Below are 16559 nucleotides of genomic sequence, written 5' to 3' on the forward strand. Positions count from 1 at the left end.
GAACGTTCAAGAGGATAGAAGGTACGAATGGGTGGTAAGGTGACGATCGCCACGGTTGCCGCGCGCGCCAACGTGTCCCGGCAGACGGTGTCCAACGTGCTCAACACCCCGCACCTGGTCCGCGAGGAGACCCGGGAGCGGGTGCGTGAGGCGATCGCCACCCTCGGCTACCGGGCCAACCAGGCCGCCCGGCTCATGCGCACCGGCCGGTCACGCCTGCTGGCCGTGCGGATCGAGCCCACCCGCGACGGGATCAACGGCTCGGTCCTCGACCGCTTCCTGCACGGGCTGACCGAGGCGGCCGCCCCGGCCGGATATCGCATCCTGCTCTACGCCGCCGCCGACGACCAGGCCGAGATCGCCACCTACGACGACCTGCTCGCCACCCACGAGCTGGACGGCTTCGTGCTGACCAGCACCCATCACGGCGACGTGCGCACGTCGTGGCTGGCCGAGCGGGGCGTGCCGTTCGTGACGTTCGGGCGGCCGTGGGGCCGGCTGGACCCGGAGCATGGCGCGGAGCGACGTGCCCGGATTCAGCCGGCATCCAGGGCCGAAGCGAGCGAAGCGAGCCAGCTAGCTGAGCCCTGGGGTGCGCCCGACAGCCATCCGTGGGTCGACGTCGACAACGCGGCAGGCACCGCCGCCGCCACCCGCCACCTGCTCGACGCCGGGCACCGGCGGATCGGCTTCGTCGGGTGGCCGGCGGGCTCCGGCGTCGGCGACGAGCGCCGCTCCGGGTGGGCGAGCACCGTCGGGCCGGACCACGCCGACCTCGCCCGCGCCACTGTGGACGGTGTCGCCGAGGGCGAGGCGGCGGCCCGCGACCTGCTGTCCATATCGGACCCACCGACCGCACTCGTGTGTGCGAGCGACTCGCTGGCCGTCGGGGCCTACACCGCGGCGTCTCCGGGCGTCGCGGTCGCCGGCTTCGACGACACGCCCGTCGCGCGCGTGCTCGGGCTCACCAGCGTCGCGCAGCCGCTCGCCGAGGCGGCCGCCCGCTGTGTCGACCTTCTCGCCGGCGTGCTCGACGGGGGCACCGCGCCGCGTCCCGTGCTCCTCCAACCCTCCCTCGTGATCCGCCAGTCAGCCTGAAGGAGATGGAAATGCTACATAGGACATTGCTCGCCGCGGTCGCGGCCAGCGCGCTGCTGGCCACCGCCGCGTGCGGCAGCGGGTTCGACGACGACTCCTCGGACTCCGCGCAGCAGCAGTCCGGCCCGGTGTCGCTCCAGATCCTCATCGGCTCGTCCGGGCAGGCCGAGACCACCGCGGTACAGGAGGCGGCCGCGAAGTGGGCCAGCTCGTCCGGCAACACCGCGACCGTCACGCCGGCGCAGGATCTGACGCAGCAGCTCGGGCAGGCCTTCGCCGGCGACAGCCCACCGGATGTGTTCTATGTGGACGCCGGCCGCTTCGCCGACTACGCGAGCGTGGGCGCGCTGGAGCCCTACGGCGACAAGATCAGCAACTCGAGTGACTTCTACGAGAGCCTGCGCACGACGTTCACGTACGACGGCAAGCTCTACTGCGCGCCCAAGGACTTCTCCACGCTGGCCCTGGTGGTCAACACCGACCTGTGGAGCAAGGCCGGCCTGACCGACGCGGACATCCCCACCACCTGGGACCAGCTCACCTCGGTCTCCCAGAAGATCAAGGCGAAGGGCACCGTGCCGCTGGCGCTCGGCGACACCCGCGACCGGATCGGCGCGTTCATGGTGCAGGCCGGCGGCTGGATCACGAGCGTGGACGGCAAGACGGCCACCGCCGACACGCCGGAAAACCTCCAGGCCCTCCAGTACGTGCAGGGGCTGCTCAAGAACAAGTACGCCGAGTATCCCAAGGCGCTCGACGCCGGTTGGGCAGGTGAGGCGTTCGGCAAGGGCAAGGCGGCGATGACCATCGAGGGCAACTGGATCAAGGGTGCGCTGTCGGCGGACTTCCCGAACGTGAAGTACACCGTGCACCCGCTGCCGGCCGGTCCCAAGGGCCAGGGCACGCTCTCGTTCACCAACTGCTGGGGCATCGCGGCCAAGAGCAAGCACAAGGACGCGGCGGTCAAGTTCGTCGAGGCGATGACCATCGCCGACCAGCAGATGACGTTCGCCAAGGCGTTCGGCGTGATGCCGTCCCGACAGTCGGCAGGTGGGCAGTTCACCCAGCAGTTCCCGGCCGACAAGGCGTTCATCGACGGCGCCGCGTACGCGCAGGGCCCGGTCAACGCGCCCAAGATGGACAGTGTCCTCGCCGACTTCGACACCGGCCTGCAAGGCCTGACGAACGGCGACCCCAAGGCGCTGCTGGCTCGGGTGCAGAAGAACACCCAGTCCGCGCTGGGGCAATGAGGACGCGTAGCGAGACCCTGGCGGGCTGGCTCTTCGTCGCTCCCGTCGTGTTGATCCTGGGTCTCTTCCTGCTGCTGCCGATCCTCATGGCGCTGTGGGTGAGCCTCACCGGCTGGAACGGGCAGGGCAGCCCGTTCCGGTCCGGTGTGCCCTTCGTGGGCGGCGACAACTACACGTCGCTCATCACCGCAGACGGGCTGCCCCGCCAGGACTTCATGACGAGCATCCGCAACAACCTGTACTACGTGGCGCTCGTCGTGCCGATCCAGACCGCGCTGGCGCTGGGGCTCGCGCTCGTCGTCAACCAGCGGATGCTCAAGAGCAAAGGCTTCTTCCGCACCGCGTTCTACTTCCCGTCGGTCACCAGCTCGGTGGCGATCAGCGTGGTGTTCCTGTTCATCTTCGCCAACTCCGGCGCGGTCAACGCGCTGCTCGGCACGGTGGGGATCGACGGGCCGGTGTGGTTCGACGACTCGCGCGGCCTCGTCCACCTGCTGCTCGACACCGTGGGCGTCAACAGCCCGCCCGGCGCGCTCGCCGACCACGGCGTGCTCGGCCTGACCTGGTGGGACTGGCTCTCCGGCCCGAGCGTGGCGATGTGCGCCATCATCGCGCTGGTCGTGTGGACCACGTCCGGCACGTTCATGCTGATGTTTCTCGCCGCCCTCCAGAACGTGCCCCAGCAGGTCGAGGAGGCGAGCCTCATCGACGGCGCCAACCGGTGGCAGCGGCTGCGCTTCGTCACGCTCCCGATGCTGCGGCCGACCCTCTTCCTGGTGCTCACGCTCGGACTGATCGGCACCTGGCAGGTTTTCGACCAGATCTACGTGATGAGCCAGGGCAACCCGGCCAAGACCACGCTGACGCCGGCCTTCCTGTCGTACCGGACGGCCTTCAGAGACTTCGAGTACGGCCGGGGAGCCGCGATCTCGTTCGTGCTCTTCCTGATCATCGTGGCGATGACGCTGCTCCAGCGGTGGCTCCTCCGGGAGAGGAAGTCCTCGTGAAGCCGCGCGGTCTCGTCAACACCCTGGTCGGGTACTCGATCCTGATCTTCTTCGCGCTCGTCTTCCTGTACCCGTTCGTGATCCAGCTGGCAAACTCGTTCAAGACCGAGCCGGACGCGGCCGACAACCCGCTGTCGCCGGTGCCCAACCCGGTGTCGTTCGCCGGCTTCGAGCGCATCTTCGAAGGCACGAACTTCCCGCTCTGGCTGGGCAACTCGGTGCTCGTCACGATCGTCATCACGGCCGGCCGGGTGTTCTTCGACTCGCTGGCCGGCTACGCGCTGGCCCGCCTCCGCTTCGGCGGCCGGCGAGCCATCTTCGCGGGCGTCATCGCGGTGATGGCGGTGCCCGGCGTGGTGCTGCTGATCCCGAAGTTTCTCGTGCTCAACCAGCTCGGCATCTACGACAGCTACACCGCGCTGATCCTGCCCATCATCGTGGACGCGGCCGGCGTGTTCATCATGAAGCAGTTCTTCGAGTCGGTGCCGGCCAGCATGGAGGAGGCGGCCCGCATAGACGGCGCGAGCATCTTCCGCACCTACTGGTCGGTGGTGCTCCCGATGGCCCGGCCGGCGCTGATCACGCTGACGATCCTGTCGTTCCAGGGCTCGTGGAACGAGTTTCCGCACACCCTCGTCGCCGTACAGGACCCGGACCTCTTCACGCTGCCGCGCGGCCTGGCCGACCTGGTGAGCGGCTCACTGGGCGTCGGCACGCAGTACCCGCTCAAGCTCGGCGCCGCCCTGCTCGCCACGATCCCGGTGGCGATCATATTCGTGATCTTCCAGCGCTACTTCGTCCGCGGCGCATCAGAAGGCGCCGAGAAGGGCTGAAACCACTCCGCGCCGCGCTCGAAGGGCCAGTCGTGCGGAGATCGCGGCGCTCCGCTAAAGGCTGGTGTGGAGGCGGTGTTGGGGAATGAGCTGGTCGTCGACGTCGAGGGCGCGGGTGGCGCCGTCGGGCTCCCAGCCGGCCGAGCCGAGAAACTTGCGGGTGGCCGGGTCGCCGTCGTAGACCCAGGCCACCGCCGTCGCCAGGGCGTCTTCGCGCCACAGGTCGACGCTCGCGGCGAGCAGGCGGCTGCCGTGGCCGCGGCGCCCCCAGCGGGGCTCGACCAGCAGGTCGGTGAAGGCGGCAACGTCCGCGCCGAGTGGTGGCTCGTCGGGGGCCAGGGCCTGCTCGTCGGCGGGGCCTGAGGCGGCGAAACCGACCAGGTGGGTGGTCTCCGCCTGCTCGAACGCGACGAGCACCCGGTGCCGCGCGCTCGGCGGGGCCTCGATCGCGGCGCGCCACTGCTCGGCGATCCACGCCTCGTCGAGCTGGTCGAGCGCGCGGGCCGGCAGCACCTTGCGGTACGCGGTCCGCCACGTCGAGAGCTGGATGCGTGCGATCTCGCCGGCGTCCTCGGGACGGGCCGGCCGGACGTACCCCGTGGCCATGGGTGACCAGCCTACGGAGGTGGGACCGGCGCGCGTCGCCGGCCCCACGACCGGCCATGGGGGTCAGGCGACCCGCCGGCCGCGGCTCGCGGTCAGGCCCGAGCGGATCGTGCGCGCGGTCTCCGCGGCGCCCAGCCCGGCGGCGAGCGCGGCGGGGGTCAGCGCGCTCACCACGTCGTACGGGTCGAGGAGCCCGGCCGCCGCCAGCCGGCCCAGGCTGCGGGCGGCGCGGTAGAGCGTGTTGTTGCGCTCGCCGACCGGCGCGAAGCGCACGCGCGTGACCTCGTTGTCGAGCGCGGCCGCCGCGTACCGACCGGGGTGGCGCACCACCGGCGGCGGCGGTGGCGGAGGCGGGATGACCAGGCGCAGCAGCTCGGGCGGGCAGGGCGGCGCCGGGCCGTGGCTGATCCATCGGTAGCGCGTGCCATTGCCGTGCACGGACGGCGGCGCCACCACGTAACCGCCCTCGCCGCGCCAGTCGACGCCGGGCAGCAGGCGGACCCTGTTGGGCGCGCCGCTCGCGGCGAAGTAGAGATGCAGGCCGCCCGACCCGGTCTGCACCAGCGGGGTCTCGTCGAGGTCGCCGATGAGGTCGCGGAGCAGGTGCAGGCCGGCCGGAGTGTCCACATCGCACACGTCGACGGCGACGCCGGTGCGCAGCCCCACGTTTGCCTCCGGCCAGGCGGACCACCAGCGGCGCACCTGGTCGGGGTCGGTGCTCGCCTCGTGCAGGCCGGCGGTGATCAGGCGGGGGTGCCACCGCGGGTGCTTGCCCGGCCGGTCGCAGTGTGGCCGCCGGCACGAGCAGCGGCCGCCGCCCAGGCCGGTGTGCAGGGGGAGGACGGGCACGCCGGTGGACGCATACCACAACGCGCTCTCCAGCGGGTCCACGCGCGCCATTCTATCGAACGTGTGTACTAAGCGTCGACGGTCCGGATACGGAGCGGAGATGTTCGTGTAGACGGCGAGTGTCCAATCTTGGACTCGTGGCCCCAGCACCCTGGTGCGTCGTCGTCCGGGCCTCGACCCGTCCGCGCGGCTCACCGCGCTGGTGCTGGAGGGGAGTGTCGTACCCGTCGGTTAGCGTTCGACCCGATGGCCGTTCCAGAGTCTTTGTCGATCGCGCAGGCCCGCCGCATCGCGCTGGCCGCCCAGGGCTTCGCCGACCCCAGGCCGGCGGGGCCGGTCACCATGCGCCACGTGCGCCGCGTGCTGTCGCGCACCGCCCTGCTCCAGATCGACTCCGTCAACGTGCTTCAGCGCGCCCACTACCTGCCGATGTATAGCCGGCTCGGCCCTTATCCCACGGCCCTGCTCGACCGCGCCGCCTACGGGCGGCCACCCGAGCTTTTCGAGTACTGGGGGCACGAGGCGTCGCTGATCCCGGTGTCGCTGCACCCCGCGCTGCGGTGGCGCATGGCCGGCGCCCACGCGTGGGGCGGCGTGCGGCGCATTGTCGAGGAGGAGCCAAAGCTCGTCGACTGGGTGCGCGACGAGGTGCGGGTCAACGGCCCACTGACCGCCGCCGAGATCGAGCACGAGAGCCCGCGCGAAAAGGGCAACTGGGGGTGGAACTGGTCGTCGGTCAAGCGCGCGCTGGAGTTCCTCTTCTGGGCCGGCGAGGTGGTCGCCGCCCGGCGCAATGGCAGCTTCGCGCGGGTCTACGACCTGCCCGAGCGCGTTCTGCCCGCCGAGGTCCTGGCCGCACCCACGCCGACGCCGGCCGATGCCTACCGCGAGCTTGTGGCGGTGTCCGCCCGCTCGCTCGGGGTGGCCGCCGAGTTCGAGCTGCGCGACTACTTCCGCCTCCCCGTCGCCGGCGCGCGGGCCGCGATCCCCGAGCTCGTCGAGGCCGGCGTGCTGCTCCCGGTCGAGGTGCGCGGCTGGCGCCAGCCGGCCTACCTGCACGCCGACGCCAAGCTGCCCCGGTGGGTGCGGGGTGCCACGCTGGTCAGCCCGTTCGACCCGCTGATCTGGGAGCGGGCCCGCACCGAGCGGCTGTTCGACTTCAGCTACCGGATCGAGATCTACACGCCGGCACACAAGCGCGTCCACGGCTACTACGTGCTGCCGTTCCTTCAGGACGACAGGTTCACCGCCCGTGTCGACCTCAAAGCCGACCGCAAAGCCGGCGTGCTCCGCGTGCCGGCGGCCTGGCTCGAGCCGGGCGCCGACCCCGAGGAGACCGCCGAGGCACTGGCGGCCGAGCTCCAGCGGCTGGCCGGCTGGCTCGGCCTGTCGGAGGTGGCCCGGCCCGAGGGCGGAGACCTCAAGCTGAGGAGCGCCCTCGGTGTACGGTGAGCGGGTGACCAGCGTGGCCGACCCCACCGCCGCCCCGCCGCCTCCGCCCTATTTCGTGCCCCCGCCGCCCGGCCGCTTCACGCGCCTGATGGCCAGGTCACCACGGTGGCTGGCCCCGGTCGCGGTGCTTGGCTGCCTCGCCGCCGCCACCGGCTACGTCACGATCGCCAACCCGACCGAGTCGACCGCCGACGCGCCCCCCACCTGCCTGCTCAAGCTCACGACCGGCCTCGACTGCCCAGGCTGCGGCGGCACCCGCGCGTTCTGGTACATGATCCACGGCGACCTCCCCGCCGCCGCCCGCCACCACGCGCTGTTCATCTTCGCGGTGCCGTTCCTGGTGTATGTGTACGTGGCGTGGGCCGGCAAGCGCGTGTTCGGCAAGACGCTGCCGTCGCTGCGCGTCACGCCGACGATGATCGGCGTCTTCCTCGCGGCGTGGCTCGGCTTCAGCATCCTGCGAAACCTGCCGTGGGCGCCGTTCACCTGGTTCTACGTCTAGACCTTTGGGAGTCGGGGTGTCTCGCTCTTCGTGAGATGGGCTGGAGACATATTTGCCCACGTCCGCGTCACCTGTAGACCGTTTGCTCCCGCGGGCACCGCTCCCGGCCGGCGGCTCGTAACCGAGCCGAAATCCCCGGCCGTCCGCTGCCGGGTCCGCGGTGCAAGCCCGCGGAAGCAGCGGTCTGAACGCCCAATGCCACTCACCCTAAGTCGACCATGGTCTGGTCCGCTGCTCCCGCGGCTCACCCCCGCGTTCGGTCGCCGTCACCCCTTTGCCTCGGCGGATGCGCCGCCTGCGCTTTCGTCGTCCCGAGTAGTCGCCGCCGCCGTGCACGCGGCCCGAGATTCCAGATCTTGGAGAGTCAGGGCGCCTCGACTTTCGCGGTTTGGCCGGCTTGCGGCCCGGCCAAGCAAGGCTCCGCAAGCCCCCGGCGTCTACCGCGCTGCGATGATCGTTAGCCCGATAGGGGCGTGGTCCTCGGCGTGTCACAGCCTTTTCGGGTTAACGATCATGACGTCGCCCACATGCTGAGCCACATACCCAACCAGTGGGAAAGCAGCCGGCGAGCCGCCGATCATGGTGTTTCGCGGCCCGGTCAACCCCCCGATGCCGCAGCCAGCGTGCGAAGCACGGCTCCCACCGCAGCCACCCACCGACCGGTCTCGGCGGGAGCGGCGGCGAGTTACCCCGACGGACGCACGAAATGTGGCTCTACCGTGAAGGCGGAGGTCAGGCCGCGGTGGCGTCGGCGGGGACGCGTTGGATGGCGATGTCGCCGCTGGCGGTGCGGACCTCGACGCTGAGGTCGTGGCCGGACTCGCCGCCGCCGGCGGTCATGTCCAGGTCGTTGGTGGTGTGGCCGGACACCGTGTTGAGGTCGAGCCAGACGCCGGTGCCGCTGCGGACGCCTACCGCTACGTCGCCGCTGGCCGTGCGAACGTTTACCGTGCCGCGCCGCGCGGCGCCGATCGCGACCCGGCCGGAGGCGGTGCGGGCCTTCACGCTGGCGGCGGCCGCGCCGATGTTGACGTTGCCGCTGGCCAGGCGGGCGTCGACCGGGCCGCCCACGTGTCGTGCGGTGACGTCGCCGGAGGCGCCGCCGACCTCGAACTTGCCGTCGATCTGTCCGGCGACCACGTCGCCGCCGGCGATCTTCACCGTGGCGTCGCCGGTGACGTGGTCGATGGTCAGGCCGCCAGACGCGCCGTCGGCGTCAAGTGTGGCGAAGCGGCCGTGGCAGTCGACGCGGGTCGAGGCGAACTTGACGGCCAGCCGGCTGTCCAACGGCACGCGGATGGTGACCGCCAGCGCGCCGGCGCGGCCGGACAGCCAGCCGCTTTCGGGGGCGGCCACGGTCAGCGTGTCGCCGCGCATCTCGACCTTCGTGCGCTCGGCGGCCTCGTGGGAGGCGGGGCGGTCGTCGGCCGGCTGGACGTCGACCAGCGCGGTGTCGCGCTCCTCGGCGGTGATCTCCAGCTCGCCGGCGGCCAGGCGGACGACGGTGTTGACGGGCGTGGGGCTGGGGAACTCGGGCATGGTGACTCCTCTCAGGCCCGGCCGAAACCGGTGATCCGGCGGCCGGTGATGCCACGGGTCGGTGGGGTGGACGGGCCGCCCTGCGCCGCGGCCTGCACGGCGCGGACCAGCCAGGTGTTGACCGAGACGCCCTCCGCGGCCGCGGCGCGCTCGGCCGTGTCCTTGAGGGACTCGGGCAGGCGCAGCGTGATCCGGGCGACGTCGCCGGACGGCTCGGGTGGTGTCACCGACGGTGCTGGCATGACGTCAGTCGGCGTCACCACGAAATCGGCCTGGCCACCGCGTAGGCGCACCTCGACGGTCGCCGCCGGAAGCCGGGCGGTGATCTCGTCTGCCGCGTCGGAGAGCACCTCCAGGAGGCACAGCCGCACCGACGCGTCGAGCGCGCCGGTGAGCAGGTCGGCTGCCCGAGCCACGTCGGGCCCGCCGGGTGCGGCGGTGGCGGCGAGGTCTCGCCGCAGGTTCTCCAGATACGGTGCCAGGTCCATGACGTCACTATGACACCATGATGACGTCATAGCAAGCCGCGGTGCGGATGTTGTCGGTGGGGTGGTCTAGGCTCCCGGGCATGCCGGAAGTAGTCCCGCCCCAGGTCAAACTCATCGCTTGGACCCACTTCGAGGCACCGGACGACGTGCCGTGGTCCACCGACGCCGACGGGGGTCAGGCGCTCGCCGAGTTCGCCGGCCGCGCCTGTTACCAGTCGTGGAAGAAGCCCAACCCGGCCACCGCCACCAACGAGGGATACCTGGCTCACATCCTCGAGGTGGGGCACCTGTCGGTGCTGGAGCACGGGTCGGTCACGTTCTACTTCACCGGGGTGTCCCGCTCGTTCACGCACGAGCTGATCCGGCACCGCCACTTCTCGTACTCGCAGCTGTCCCAGCGCTACGTGCCGGAGCGCGAGGCCGCGATGGTCGAGCCCGAGGTGATCGCCGACGACCCCGAGCTGCACAAGCTCTTCCTAGAGGCGACCGAGGCGAGCCTCCGCGCCTACAACGAGCTGCTGGAGGGCCTGGAGCGCCGGTTCGCCGACGTGGAAAACGGCACGCTCCGCCGCAAGCAGGCGCGGCAGGCGGCCCGCGCGGTCCTGCCCAACGCCACCGAGACCCGCATCGTCGTCACCGGTAACTACCGGGCGTGGCGCCACTTCATCGCGATGCGCGCGACCGAGACGGCCGACGTCGAGATCCGCGAGCTGGCCGTGGAGTGCCTGCGGCAGCTTCAGGGCGCCGCGCCCAACGTTTTCAGCGACTTCACGATCTCCAAGCTGCCCGACGGCACGGAGGTCGCGGCCAGCCCTTATGCGCAGGTGTCGTAACCACTTCGGCCGGTCAGCGCGGGTCCGCTAGGTTGTCAAGCATGACGCACGACCACCGACCCTTCGGGCGGTTGCTCACCGCGATGGTGAGCCCGTTCCGCGCCGACGGCTCACTCGACGTTGAGGGAGCGGCCCGGCTCGCCACCTACCTGGTGGACGACCAGGCCAACGACGCGCTGGTGATCAATGGCACCACCGGCGAGTCGCCCACCACCTCCAACGGGGAGAAAGAGCAGCTCATCCGGGCGGTGTTAGAGGCCGTCGGCGACCGGGCCAAGGTGGTCGCCGGCGTGGGCACCAACGACACGTCGCACACGATCGAGCTCGCGACCGCCGCGGAAAAGGCGGGCGCGCACGGCCTGCTGGTCGTCACGCCGTACTACAACAAGCCGCCACAGGCCGGCCTGATCCGCCACTTCACCGCGGTGGCCGACGCGACCGGCCTGCCGATGCTGGTCTACGACATCCCGCACCGCGCCGGCATCGCGGTCGCCACCGAGACACTGGTCCGCCTCGCCGAGCACCCGCGGATCGTCGGCGTGAAGGACGCCAAGGCCGACCTGATCGCGACGTCGTGGGTGACCAAGCGCACCGAGCTGGCGTTCTACTGCGGCGAAGACGCGCTCACGCTTCCGGCGCTCGCGGTCGGCGCCGTGGGCATGGTCGGCACGTCGACCCACCTCAGCGGCCCCGGCGCCCTGGAGATGATCCAGGCGTACGAGCGGGGTGACATGGCCGCCGCGCTGGCGCTCCACCACCGGCTGCTGCCGATCTTCACGGGCATCTTCCGCAGCCCGGGCACGATCCTCGTCAAGGCGGCCATGGCGGCGAAGGGGCTGCCCGCCGGGCCGGTGCGTTCGCCGCTGGTCGACGCGAGCGAGGCGGAGATAGCCCAGCTTCGCGAAGACTGCGAGGCCGCGGGACTTCCTCTATGACCGGGGCGCACATCGAGCTGGAGCTGCCCCCACCGCTGCCCGAGGGCGGCTTGCGTGTGATCCCGCTGGGTGGCCTCGGCGCAATCGGCCGAAACATGACCGTCTTCGAGTACGACGGAAAGCTGCTCATCGTCGACTGCGGCGTGCTCTTCCCCGACGTGGAGCAGCCCGGCGTCGACCTGATCCTGCCCGACTTCACGCCGATCCTCGACCGGCTCGGCGACGTGCAGGCGATCGTGCTCACCCACGGCCACGAAGACCACATCGGCGCGGTGCCCTACCTGCTCGCCCACAAGCCGGACATCCCGCTGGTCGGATCGCAGTTCACGCTCGCGCTCGTCGAGGCAAAGCTGGCCGAGCGGCGCATCGAGCCGTATACCTTGACGGTCCGCGAGGGGCGGCGGGAGACGCTCGGGCCGTTCGAGTGCGAGTTCTTCGCGGTCAACCACTCGATCCCCGACGCGCTGGCGGTGGCCATCCGCACCCCGGCCGGGCTGGTGCTGCACACCGGCGACTTCAAGATGGACCAGCTGCCGCTCGACGGGCGGATCACCGACCTGGCCGGCTTCGCGCGGCTCGGCGCCGAGGGCGTCGACCTGCTGCTCTCCGACTCGACCAACGCGGAGATCCCCGGCTTCGTCACCCCGGAGCGCGACATCGGGCCGGTGCTCGACTCGATCTTCGCCAAGGCGACCGGCCGGATCATCGTGGCCAGCTTCGCTTCCCACGTCCACCGCGTGCAGCAGGTGCTCGACTCGGCGTACGAGTACGACCGGAAGGTCGCGTTCATCGGCCGCTCGATGGTTCGCAACATGGGCATCGCCCGCGACCTCGGCCTGCTGCGCATCCCCGGTGGCCTGGTGGTCGGCCTGGATGAGGCCACCACGCTGCCGCCGGACCAGATCGTGCTGATGTCGACCGGCTCGCAGGGTGAGCCGATGAGCGCGCTGGGCCGCATGGCCATCGGCGACCACCGGCACATCACGGTCGCGCCCGGCGACACGGTGGTGCTGGCGAGCTCGCTGGTCCCGGGCAACGAGACCTCGGTCTACCGGGTGATCAACCAGCTTTCCCGCGCCGGTGCCAACGTGATCCACAAAGACGTGGCCAAGGTGCACGTCTCCGGCCACTCACCCGCCGGCGAGCTGCTCTACCTGCTCAACGTCGTGCGGCCGAGCAACCTCATGCCGATACACGGGGAGTGGCGGCACCTGCGCGCACACGCCCGCCTCGGCATCGAGTCCGGCGTCGCCGGCGACCGCGTCGTCCTCTGCGAAGACGGCGACGTGGTCGACCTCGTCGACGGGCGGGCGCGGCTGGTCGGCCACGTGAAGAGCCGCTACGTGTACGTCGACGGGCTCGCCGTCGGCGACGTGGGCGAGTCGCTCCTCACCGAGCGGCGGATCCTCGGCGACGGTGGCTTCATCGCCGCGACCGTCGTGGTCGACTCCGTCACCGGCAAGGTGGTGGGCGGCCCGACGGTGTCCGCCAAGGGCTTCTCGGAAGACCCGGGCGCGTTCAACGCGGTGATCCCGTTGATCACCGAGGCGCTCGACCGGGCCGCGCTCGACGGCGTCACGGATCCGCACCAGCTCCAGCAGATCGTGCGCCGCGTGGTCGGCCGCTGGGTCAACGAGGCCTACCGCCGCCGCCCCATGATCGTCCCCACGGTGGTCGAGGTCTAGGACCCCTCGATTTCCCACACGCCCTGTCGCACATAGCGGCATGGCGATCTCGGCGTGCCCCGCTCATACTGGCGGCACTGATCGCTAGCCGTCCCGCAAGTCGTCGCTCGCAAGTCTGTGTCGCCCTGGCGTGTCCCCAGTGACACGTGTAACGTCCTGCATCGTGTCGTGTGGCGGAACAGCTATCTGCCACATGGCAGGTTTGCTCCGCCTCATTGGTTGGATCATGACTTCGCCCGAGCCGCCCGCGGTCGCACGCCGCCGCGTACGCCTCGCGTTGCGCGCGGCACGCGAGGCGAGAGGTTTCACCCAGCAACACGTCGCCGACGAGCTCGACTGGTCACTCAGCAAGGTCAACCGCATCGAAAAGGGCGACGTCACCGTCTCGAAGACGGATCTGCTCGCGTTACTGGAGTTGTTCGGCGTCGATGACGACGATCTGATCGACGAGCTGGTGCGGTCGTCCCGTTCGTCGCGACAGCGCGGATGGTGGGACGAGCCGCGCTACCGGGAGCACCTGACCCCACCGATGCTTCAGCTCCTCCAGTTCGAGACCGAGGCGACGGCGATTCGCATTTTCCAGCCCACGGTCGTCAACGGGCCGTTCCAGACCCGGGCGTACGCACAGGCGGTCCTCGATTTCTGGAAGCCGGAGCTGTCTCCGCTCGTCCGCGAGGCGCGCCTGGAGACCCGGCTGCGGCGCGGAGAGCAGCTGCTCGGGCGCACCGATCCGCCCGACATCTTCTTCATCTTCGACGAGTCGGTGCTGCACCGACCGGTGGGCGGCGTCGAGGTGATGGCCGAGCAGCTGCGCCACCTGCTGGTCATCATGCGCCGGCCCAACGTGCACGTGCGGGTCGTGCCCTTTGCCAAGGGTGCCCTGGTCGCGATGCTCGGTCCGTTTCTCATCTGCGACTTCGGTGACGAGGAAAACGCGGTGCTCTACCGCGAAAGCCTCCTCCTGGACGAGGTCGTCCACGCCGGAGAGGCGCTTATGCGCCACCGCGGATATTTCGAGCATCTCTGGCAAGAGTCGCTCGGCGAGACCGCTTCGGCGAGTTTGATAGCGGCTCGCGCGGATCAGATGATGCCCGAGCCCGACCGATATACCAGCGGCTGATTAAAGCTTCGCTTCCCGGTAATCCTCGCAACGTATAGCGTCGCGAGGATTAACGGGGGCGGGGGGTAAAACACACTGTTTACCTATCCGAGGAGAACCGAATGGAGCAGACCGCCGCGCTTGTCTGGCGCAAGAGCGGGCGATGCGACAGCAACACGTGTGTCGAGGTGGCCGCGGTCGGCCACGACATCGCAATCCGTGACTCGAAGCGTCCGGACGGGCCGACGTTGCTCTTCACCAGGGCTGAGTGGGATGCCTTCGTCGGCGGCGTGCACGACGGCGACTTCCTGTTCGACTGAGCTCTGACCGAGGCGGCATCCGGGGCGCGTGCGCCGACGGTGCCGCCTCTTCCTTTCGGCGGGGCGATTACGTATCGTAAGGATGGCCCTGCATAGAGTGGAGTCGGTGATGGCAGACACCGAACGACTTCAATGGCACAAGAGTGCCCGCTGTGACACAAATGCTTGTGTGGAAGTTGCACATGGCAACGAAGGAGTGGTGGTCCGAGACGGGAAGGATCCGGAAGGGCCACGGCTGATCTTCTCGGCCGGGCAATGGATCTCGTTCCTGGCTTGGCTGCACCGCCGCAGAGAGTGATCAGTTCACTACTCTCTCGGCTTTCTCTGTGAGATCCACCACCGCCGCCCCATTCATCCGCGTCTAGCTCTCCGCCGTACCCCGATTTGCCGGATCAGTGCGGCTATGTGGGAGGTGTTGCGGATGGACCGCAGACGGGCGTTGACCATAGGACTAGTGGTGGCCACAGCGGGAGCCGCGGCCGCGGTGACGATCCCAGCGGTGGCGACCACGAGAGGTCCTGCGCCCGGCGGCCCGGAGCCCGAGCTCCTCTCGGCGCTCCAGCGCGACCTCGGCATCACGCAGGATCAGGCGCGCACGCGGTTGACGAGCGAGCGCGCGGCGACGCGTACCATCGCCGACCTCAAGCGCGGCGCCGCCGACGCCTGGGCCGGTGCCTGGCTGAGCGCGGACGCCACCAGCCTGACCGTCGCGGTGACCGATCCCGCGCTGGCCGAGCGCGTGCGGGCCGCCGGCGCCGAGCCGAAGGTGGTCACGCGAAGCGCCGCCGACCTCGACACGGTCAAGAAGGCGCTCGACCAGAACGCCGACGCCGCGACGCCCAACCTGCCGGGCTGGTACGTCGACGTCGCCACCAACACGGTCGTCGTGCTCGCCAACAAGGGCGGCGAGGCGGCGGCGCGCGAGTTCGTGGTAGACGCGGGCGCGCCGGCGCAGAGCGTGCGCGTGCTGTCCACAGAGGAGGCTCCGACGCCGTTCTTCGACGTGCGCGGCGCCGACCCGTTCTTCATCAACGGCGCGGCCCGCTGCTCCATCGGCTTCTCGGTGGTGGGCGGCTTCGTGACCGCCGGCCACTGTGGACAGACCGGAGACCCGACCACGGGCTTCAACCAGGAGGCGCAGGGCACGTTCTCGGCGTCGTCGTTCCCCGGCGACGACTGGGGCGTGGTCGAGGTCAACGGTGACTGGACGCCGCGTCCGGTCGTCAACGACTTCAACGGCGGCGAGGTCACCGTGGCGGGCGCGGAGGAGGCGCCGGTCGGCGCGTCGATCTGCCGCTCCGGCTCCACGACCGGCACGTTCTGCGGCGTGGTGCAGGCCAAGAACGCCACGGTCAACTACCCCGAGGGCACGGTGACCGGCCTGACCCGCACCAACGTGTGCGCCGAGCCGGGCGACTCGGGCGGCTCCTGGATGTCCGGCGACCAGGCGCAGGGCGTCACATCCGGTGGTTCGGGCGACTGCACGTCGGGTGGCGTCACGTTCTTCCAGCCGCTGACCGAGATCCTCCAGGTCAACCAGCTGACGCTGGTCACCTCGAACGGTGAGGTGGCCCCGCCGCCCTCCACCGGCAACCCGCCGGCCACGGAGGAGCCCGCGCCGGAGCCGCCCGCGACCAACGCGTGCGCGGACGAGGAGGTCACGGTGGCCGGCGCGCTGAGCCGCGGCGGCGCCCGCCAGACCCAGCCGAACGGCCGCTTCTTCCGTACCGCCGGCGGCGCGCAGACCGCCTGCCTCGACGGGCCGGAGGGCGCCGACTTCGACCTCTCCCTACAGCGCTTCAACGGCCAGGCGTGGCAGACCGTGGCCCGGGCCACCGGCTCCGGGTCGGACGAGACGCTGACCTTCAACGGAAACGCCGGCGTGTACCGCTACCGGGTGCAGTCCAGGACCGGATCGGGTGACTACACGTTGGGGTTCTCCACACCGTGAGCCAGCGCGCCGCCCTCGATCCAGGGGGCGGCGCGGCCAGAATCTCAGCAAGGCGCCGCGGGCACATCCGGCCCCTGCCAGCCGGGTCCGTGGCGCGCCGCGAGCGGACGCG

General features: G+C 70.5%; 17 protein-coding genes. 13 read left to right on the forward strand and 4 right to left on the reverse strand.

The window, feature by feature from the left end; genetic code table 11:
• Positions 1–27: 27 nt before the first annotated feature.
• The 4 genes from ACTMTJ_RS07495 to ACTMTJ_RS07510 are packed head-to-tail and all read left to right on the forward strand — an operon-like array spanning position 28 to position 4188.
• The gene (locus tag ACTMTJ_RS07495; RefSeq protein ID WP_441215368.1) at positions 28–1098 is read left to right on the forward strand and encodes a LacI family DNA-binding transcriptional regulator; all 1071 of its coding nucleotides are present in this window, start codon (positions 28–30) and stop codon (positions 1096–1098) included.
• A gap of 5 nt (positions 1099–1103) precedes the next feature.
• Positions 1104–2348: a sugar ABC transporter substrate-binding protein gene (locus ACTMTJ_RS07500; protein ID WP_441215369.1), complete on the forward strand. Its 1245-nt coding sequence runs from the start codon at positions 1104–1106 to the stop codon at positions 2346–2348.
• Positions 2345–3355, forward strand: coding sequence for a carbohydrate ABC transporter permease (locus ACTMTJ_RS07505; protein WP_441215370.1), 1011 nt, complete (start codon positions 2345–2347; stop codon positions 3353–3355). Before ACTMTJ_RS07500 ends, ACTMTJ_RS07505 begins: the two co-directional genes overlap by 4 nt.
• A complete protein-coding gene (locus ACTMTJ_RS07510) occupies positions 3352–4188 on the forward strand; it encodes a carbohydrate ABC transporter permease (RefSeq protein WP_441215371.1) in 837 nt (278 codons plus the stop codon). Before ACTMTJ_RS07505 ends, ACTMTJ_RS07510 begins: the two co-directional genes overlap by 4 nt.
• Positions 4189–4242: 54 nt before the next feature.
• On the opposite strand, the gene ACTMTJ_RS07515 is transcribed toward ACTMTJ_RS07510, so the two are convergent.
• Both ACTMTJ_RS07515 and ACTMTJ_RS07520 read right to left on the reverse strand, forming a co-directional pair.
• Positions 4243–4794, reverse strand: a complete 552-nt coding sequence (locus ACTMTJ_RS07515) for an N-acetyltransferase family protein (protein WP_441215372.1) — start codon at positions 4792–4794, stop codon at positions 4243–4245.
• Positions 4795–4857: 63 nt separating this feature from the next.
• Positions 4858–5685: a bifunctional DNA primase/polymerase gene (locus tag ACTMTJ_RS07520; protein WP_441215373.1), complete on the reverse strand. Its 828-nt coding sequence runs from the start codon at positions 5683–5685 to the stop codon at positions 4858–4860.
• 204 nt (positions 5686–5889) lie between these two features.
• Between ACTMTJ_RS07520 and ACTMTJ_RS07525 the strand changes: the two genes are divergently transcribed.
• Together ACTMTJ_RS07525 and ACTMTJ_RS07530 are read left to right on the forward strand one after the other, a co-directional pair.
• Positions 5890–7095 carry a winged helix-turn-helix domain-containing protein gene (locus tag ACTMTJ_RS07525; RefSeq protein WP_441215374.1) on the forward strand — a complete coding sequence of 402 codons (1206 nt, stop codon included), beginning with the start codon at positions 5890–5892 and terminating at the stop codon, positions 7093–7095.
• An 88-nt stretch (positions 7096–7183) separates the two neighbouring features.
• Positions 7184–7597 carry a DUF2752 domain-containing protein gene (locus ACTMTJ_RS07530; RefSeq protein ID WP_441215427.1) on the forward strand — a complete coding sequence of 138 codons (414 nt, stop codon included), beginning with the start codon at positions 7184–7186 and terminating at the stop codon, positions 7595–7597.
• 732 nt (positions 7598–8329) lie between these two features.
• Here ACTMTJ_RS07530 and ACTMTJ_RS07535 read toward each other — a convergent pair.
• Together ACTMTJ_RS07535 and ACTMTJ_RS07540 are read right to left on the reverse strand one after the other, a co-directional pair.
• Complete coding sequence (locus ACTMTJ_RS07535) at positions 8330–9136, reverse strand: DUF4097 family beta strand repeat-containing protein (protein ID WP_441215375.1); 807 nt, start codon at positions 9134–9136, stop codon at positions 8330–8332.
• 11 nt (positions 9137–9147) lie between these two features.
• Positions 9148–9624, reverse strand: coding sequence for a toxin-antitoxin system HicB family antitoxin (locus ACTMTJ_RS07540; RefSeq protein WP_441215376.1), 477 nt, complete (start codon positions 9622–9624; stop codon positions 9148–9150).
• Positions 9625–9704: 80 nt separating this feature from the next.
• Here ACTMTJ_RS07540 and thyX point away from each other — a divergent pair, with 80 nt between their 5' ends.
• The 7 genes from thyX to ACTMTJ_RS07575 all read left to right on the forward strand — a co-directional run bounded on the left by thyX (position 9705) and on the right by ACTMTJ_RS07575 (position 16447).
• Positions 9705–10457: an FAD-dependent thymidylate synthase gene (gene thyX, locus ACTMTJ_RS07545; protein ID WP_441215377.1), complete on the forward strand. Its 753-nt coding sequence runs from the start codon at positions 9705–9707 to the stop codon at positions 10455–10457.
• 41 nt (positions 10458–10498) lie between these two features.
• Positions 10499–11392, forward strand: coding sequence for a 4-hydroxy-tetrahydrodipicolinate synthase (gene dapA, locus ACTMTJ_RS07550; RefSeq protein ID WP_441215378.1), 894 nt, complete (start codon positions 10499–10501; stop codon positions 11390–11392).
• Positions 11389–13077: a ribonuclease J gene (locus ACTMTJ_RS07555; protein ID WP_441215379.1), complete on the forward strand. Its 1689-nt coding sequence runs from the start codon at positions 11389–11391 to the stop codon at positions 13075–13077. Before dapA ends, ACTMTJ_RS07555 begins: the two co-directional genes overlap by 4 nt.
• Before the next feature lie 226 nt (positions 13078–13303).
• Positions 13304–14197 carry a helix-turn-helix domain-containing protein gene (locus tag ACTMTJ_RS07560; RefSeq protein WP_441215380.1) on the forward strand — a complete coding sequence of 298 codons (894 nt, stop codon included), beginning with the start codon at positions 13304–13306 and terminating at the stop codon, positions 14195–14197.
• 101 nt (positions 14198–14298) lie between these two features.
• A complete protein-coding gene (locus ACTMTJ_RS07565) occupies positions 14299–14496 on the forward strand; it encodes a DUF397 domain-containing protein (RefSeq protein ID WP_441215381.1) in 198 nt (65 codons plus the stop codon).
• A 109-nt stretch (positions 14497–14605) separates the two neighbouring features.
• Entirely contained in the window at positions 14606–14794 is a 189-nt protein-coding gene (locus ACTMTJ_RS07570) for a DUF397 domain-containing protein (protein ID WP_441215428.1), read from the forward strand.
• 201 nt (positions 14795–14995) lie between these two features.
• On the forward strand, positions 14996–16447 hold the full coding sequence (locus ACTMTJ_RS07575; RefSeq protein ID WP_441215382.1) for a S1 family peptidase: 1452 nt from the start codon (positions 14996–14998) through the stop codon (positions 16445–16447).
• The last annotated feature ends 112 nt before the right edge of the window (positions 16448–16559 follow it).

The sequence above is a fragment of the Phytohabitans sp. LJ34 genome (assembly GCF_052068095.1).
In the GTDB taxonomy this organism is placed as follows: Bacteria; Actinomycetota; Actinomycetes; order Mycobacteriales; family Micromonosporaceae; genus Phytohabitans.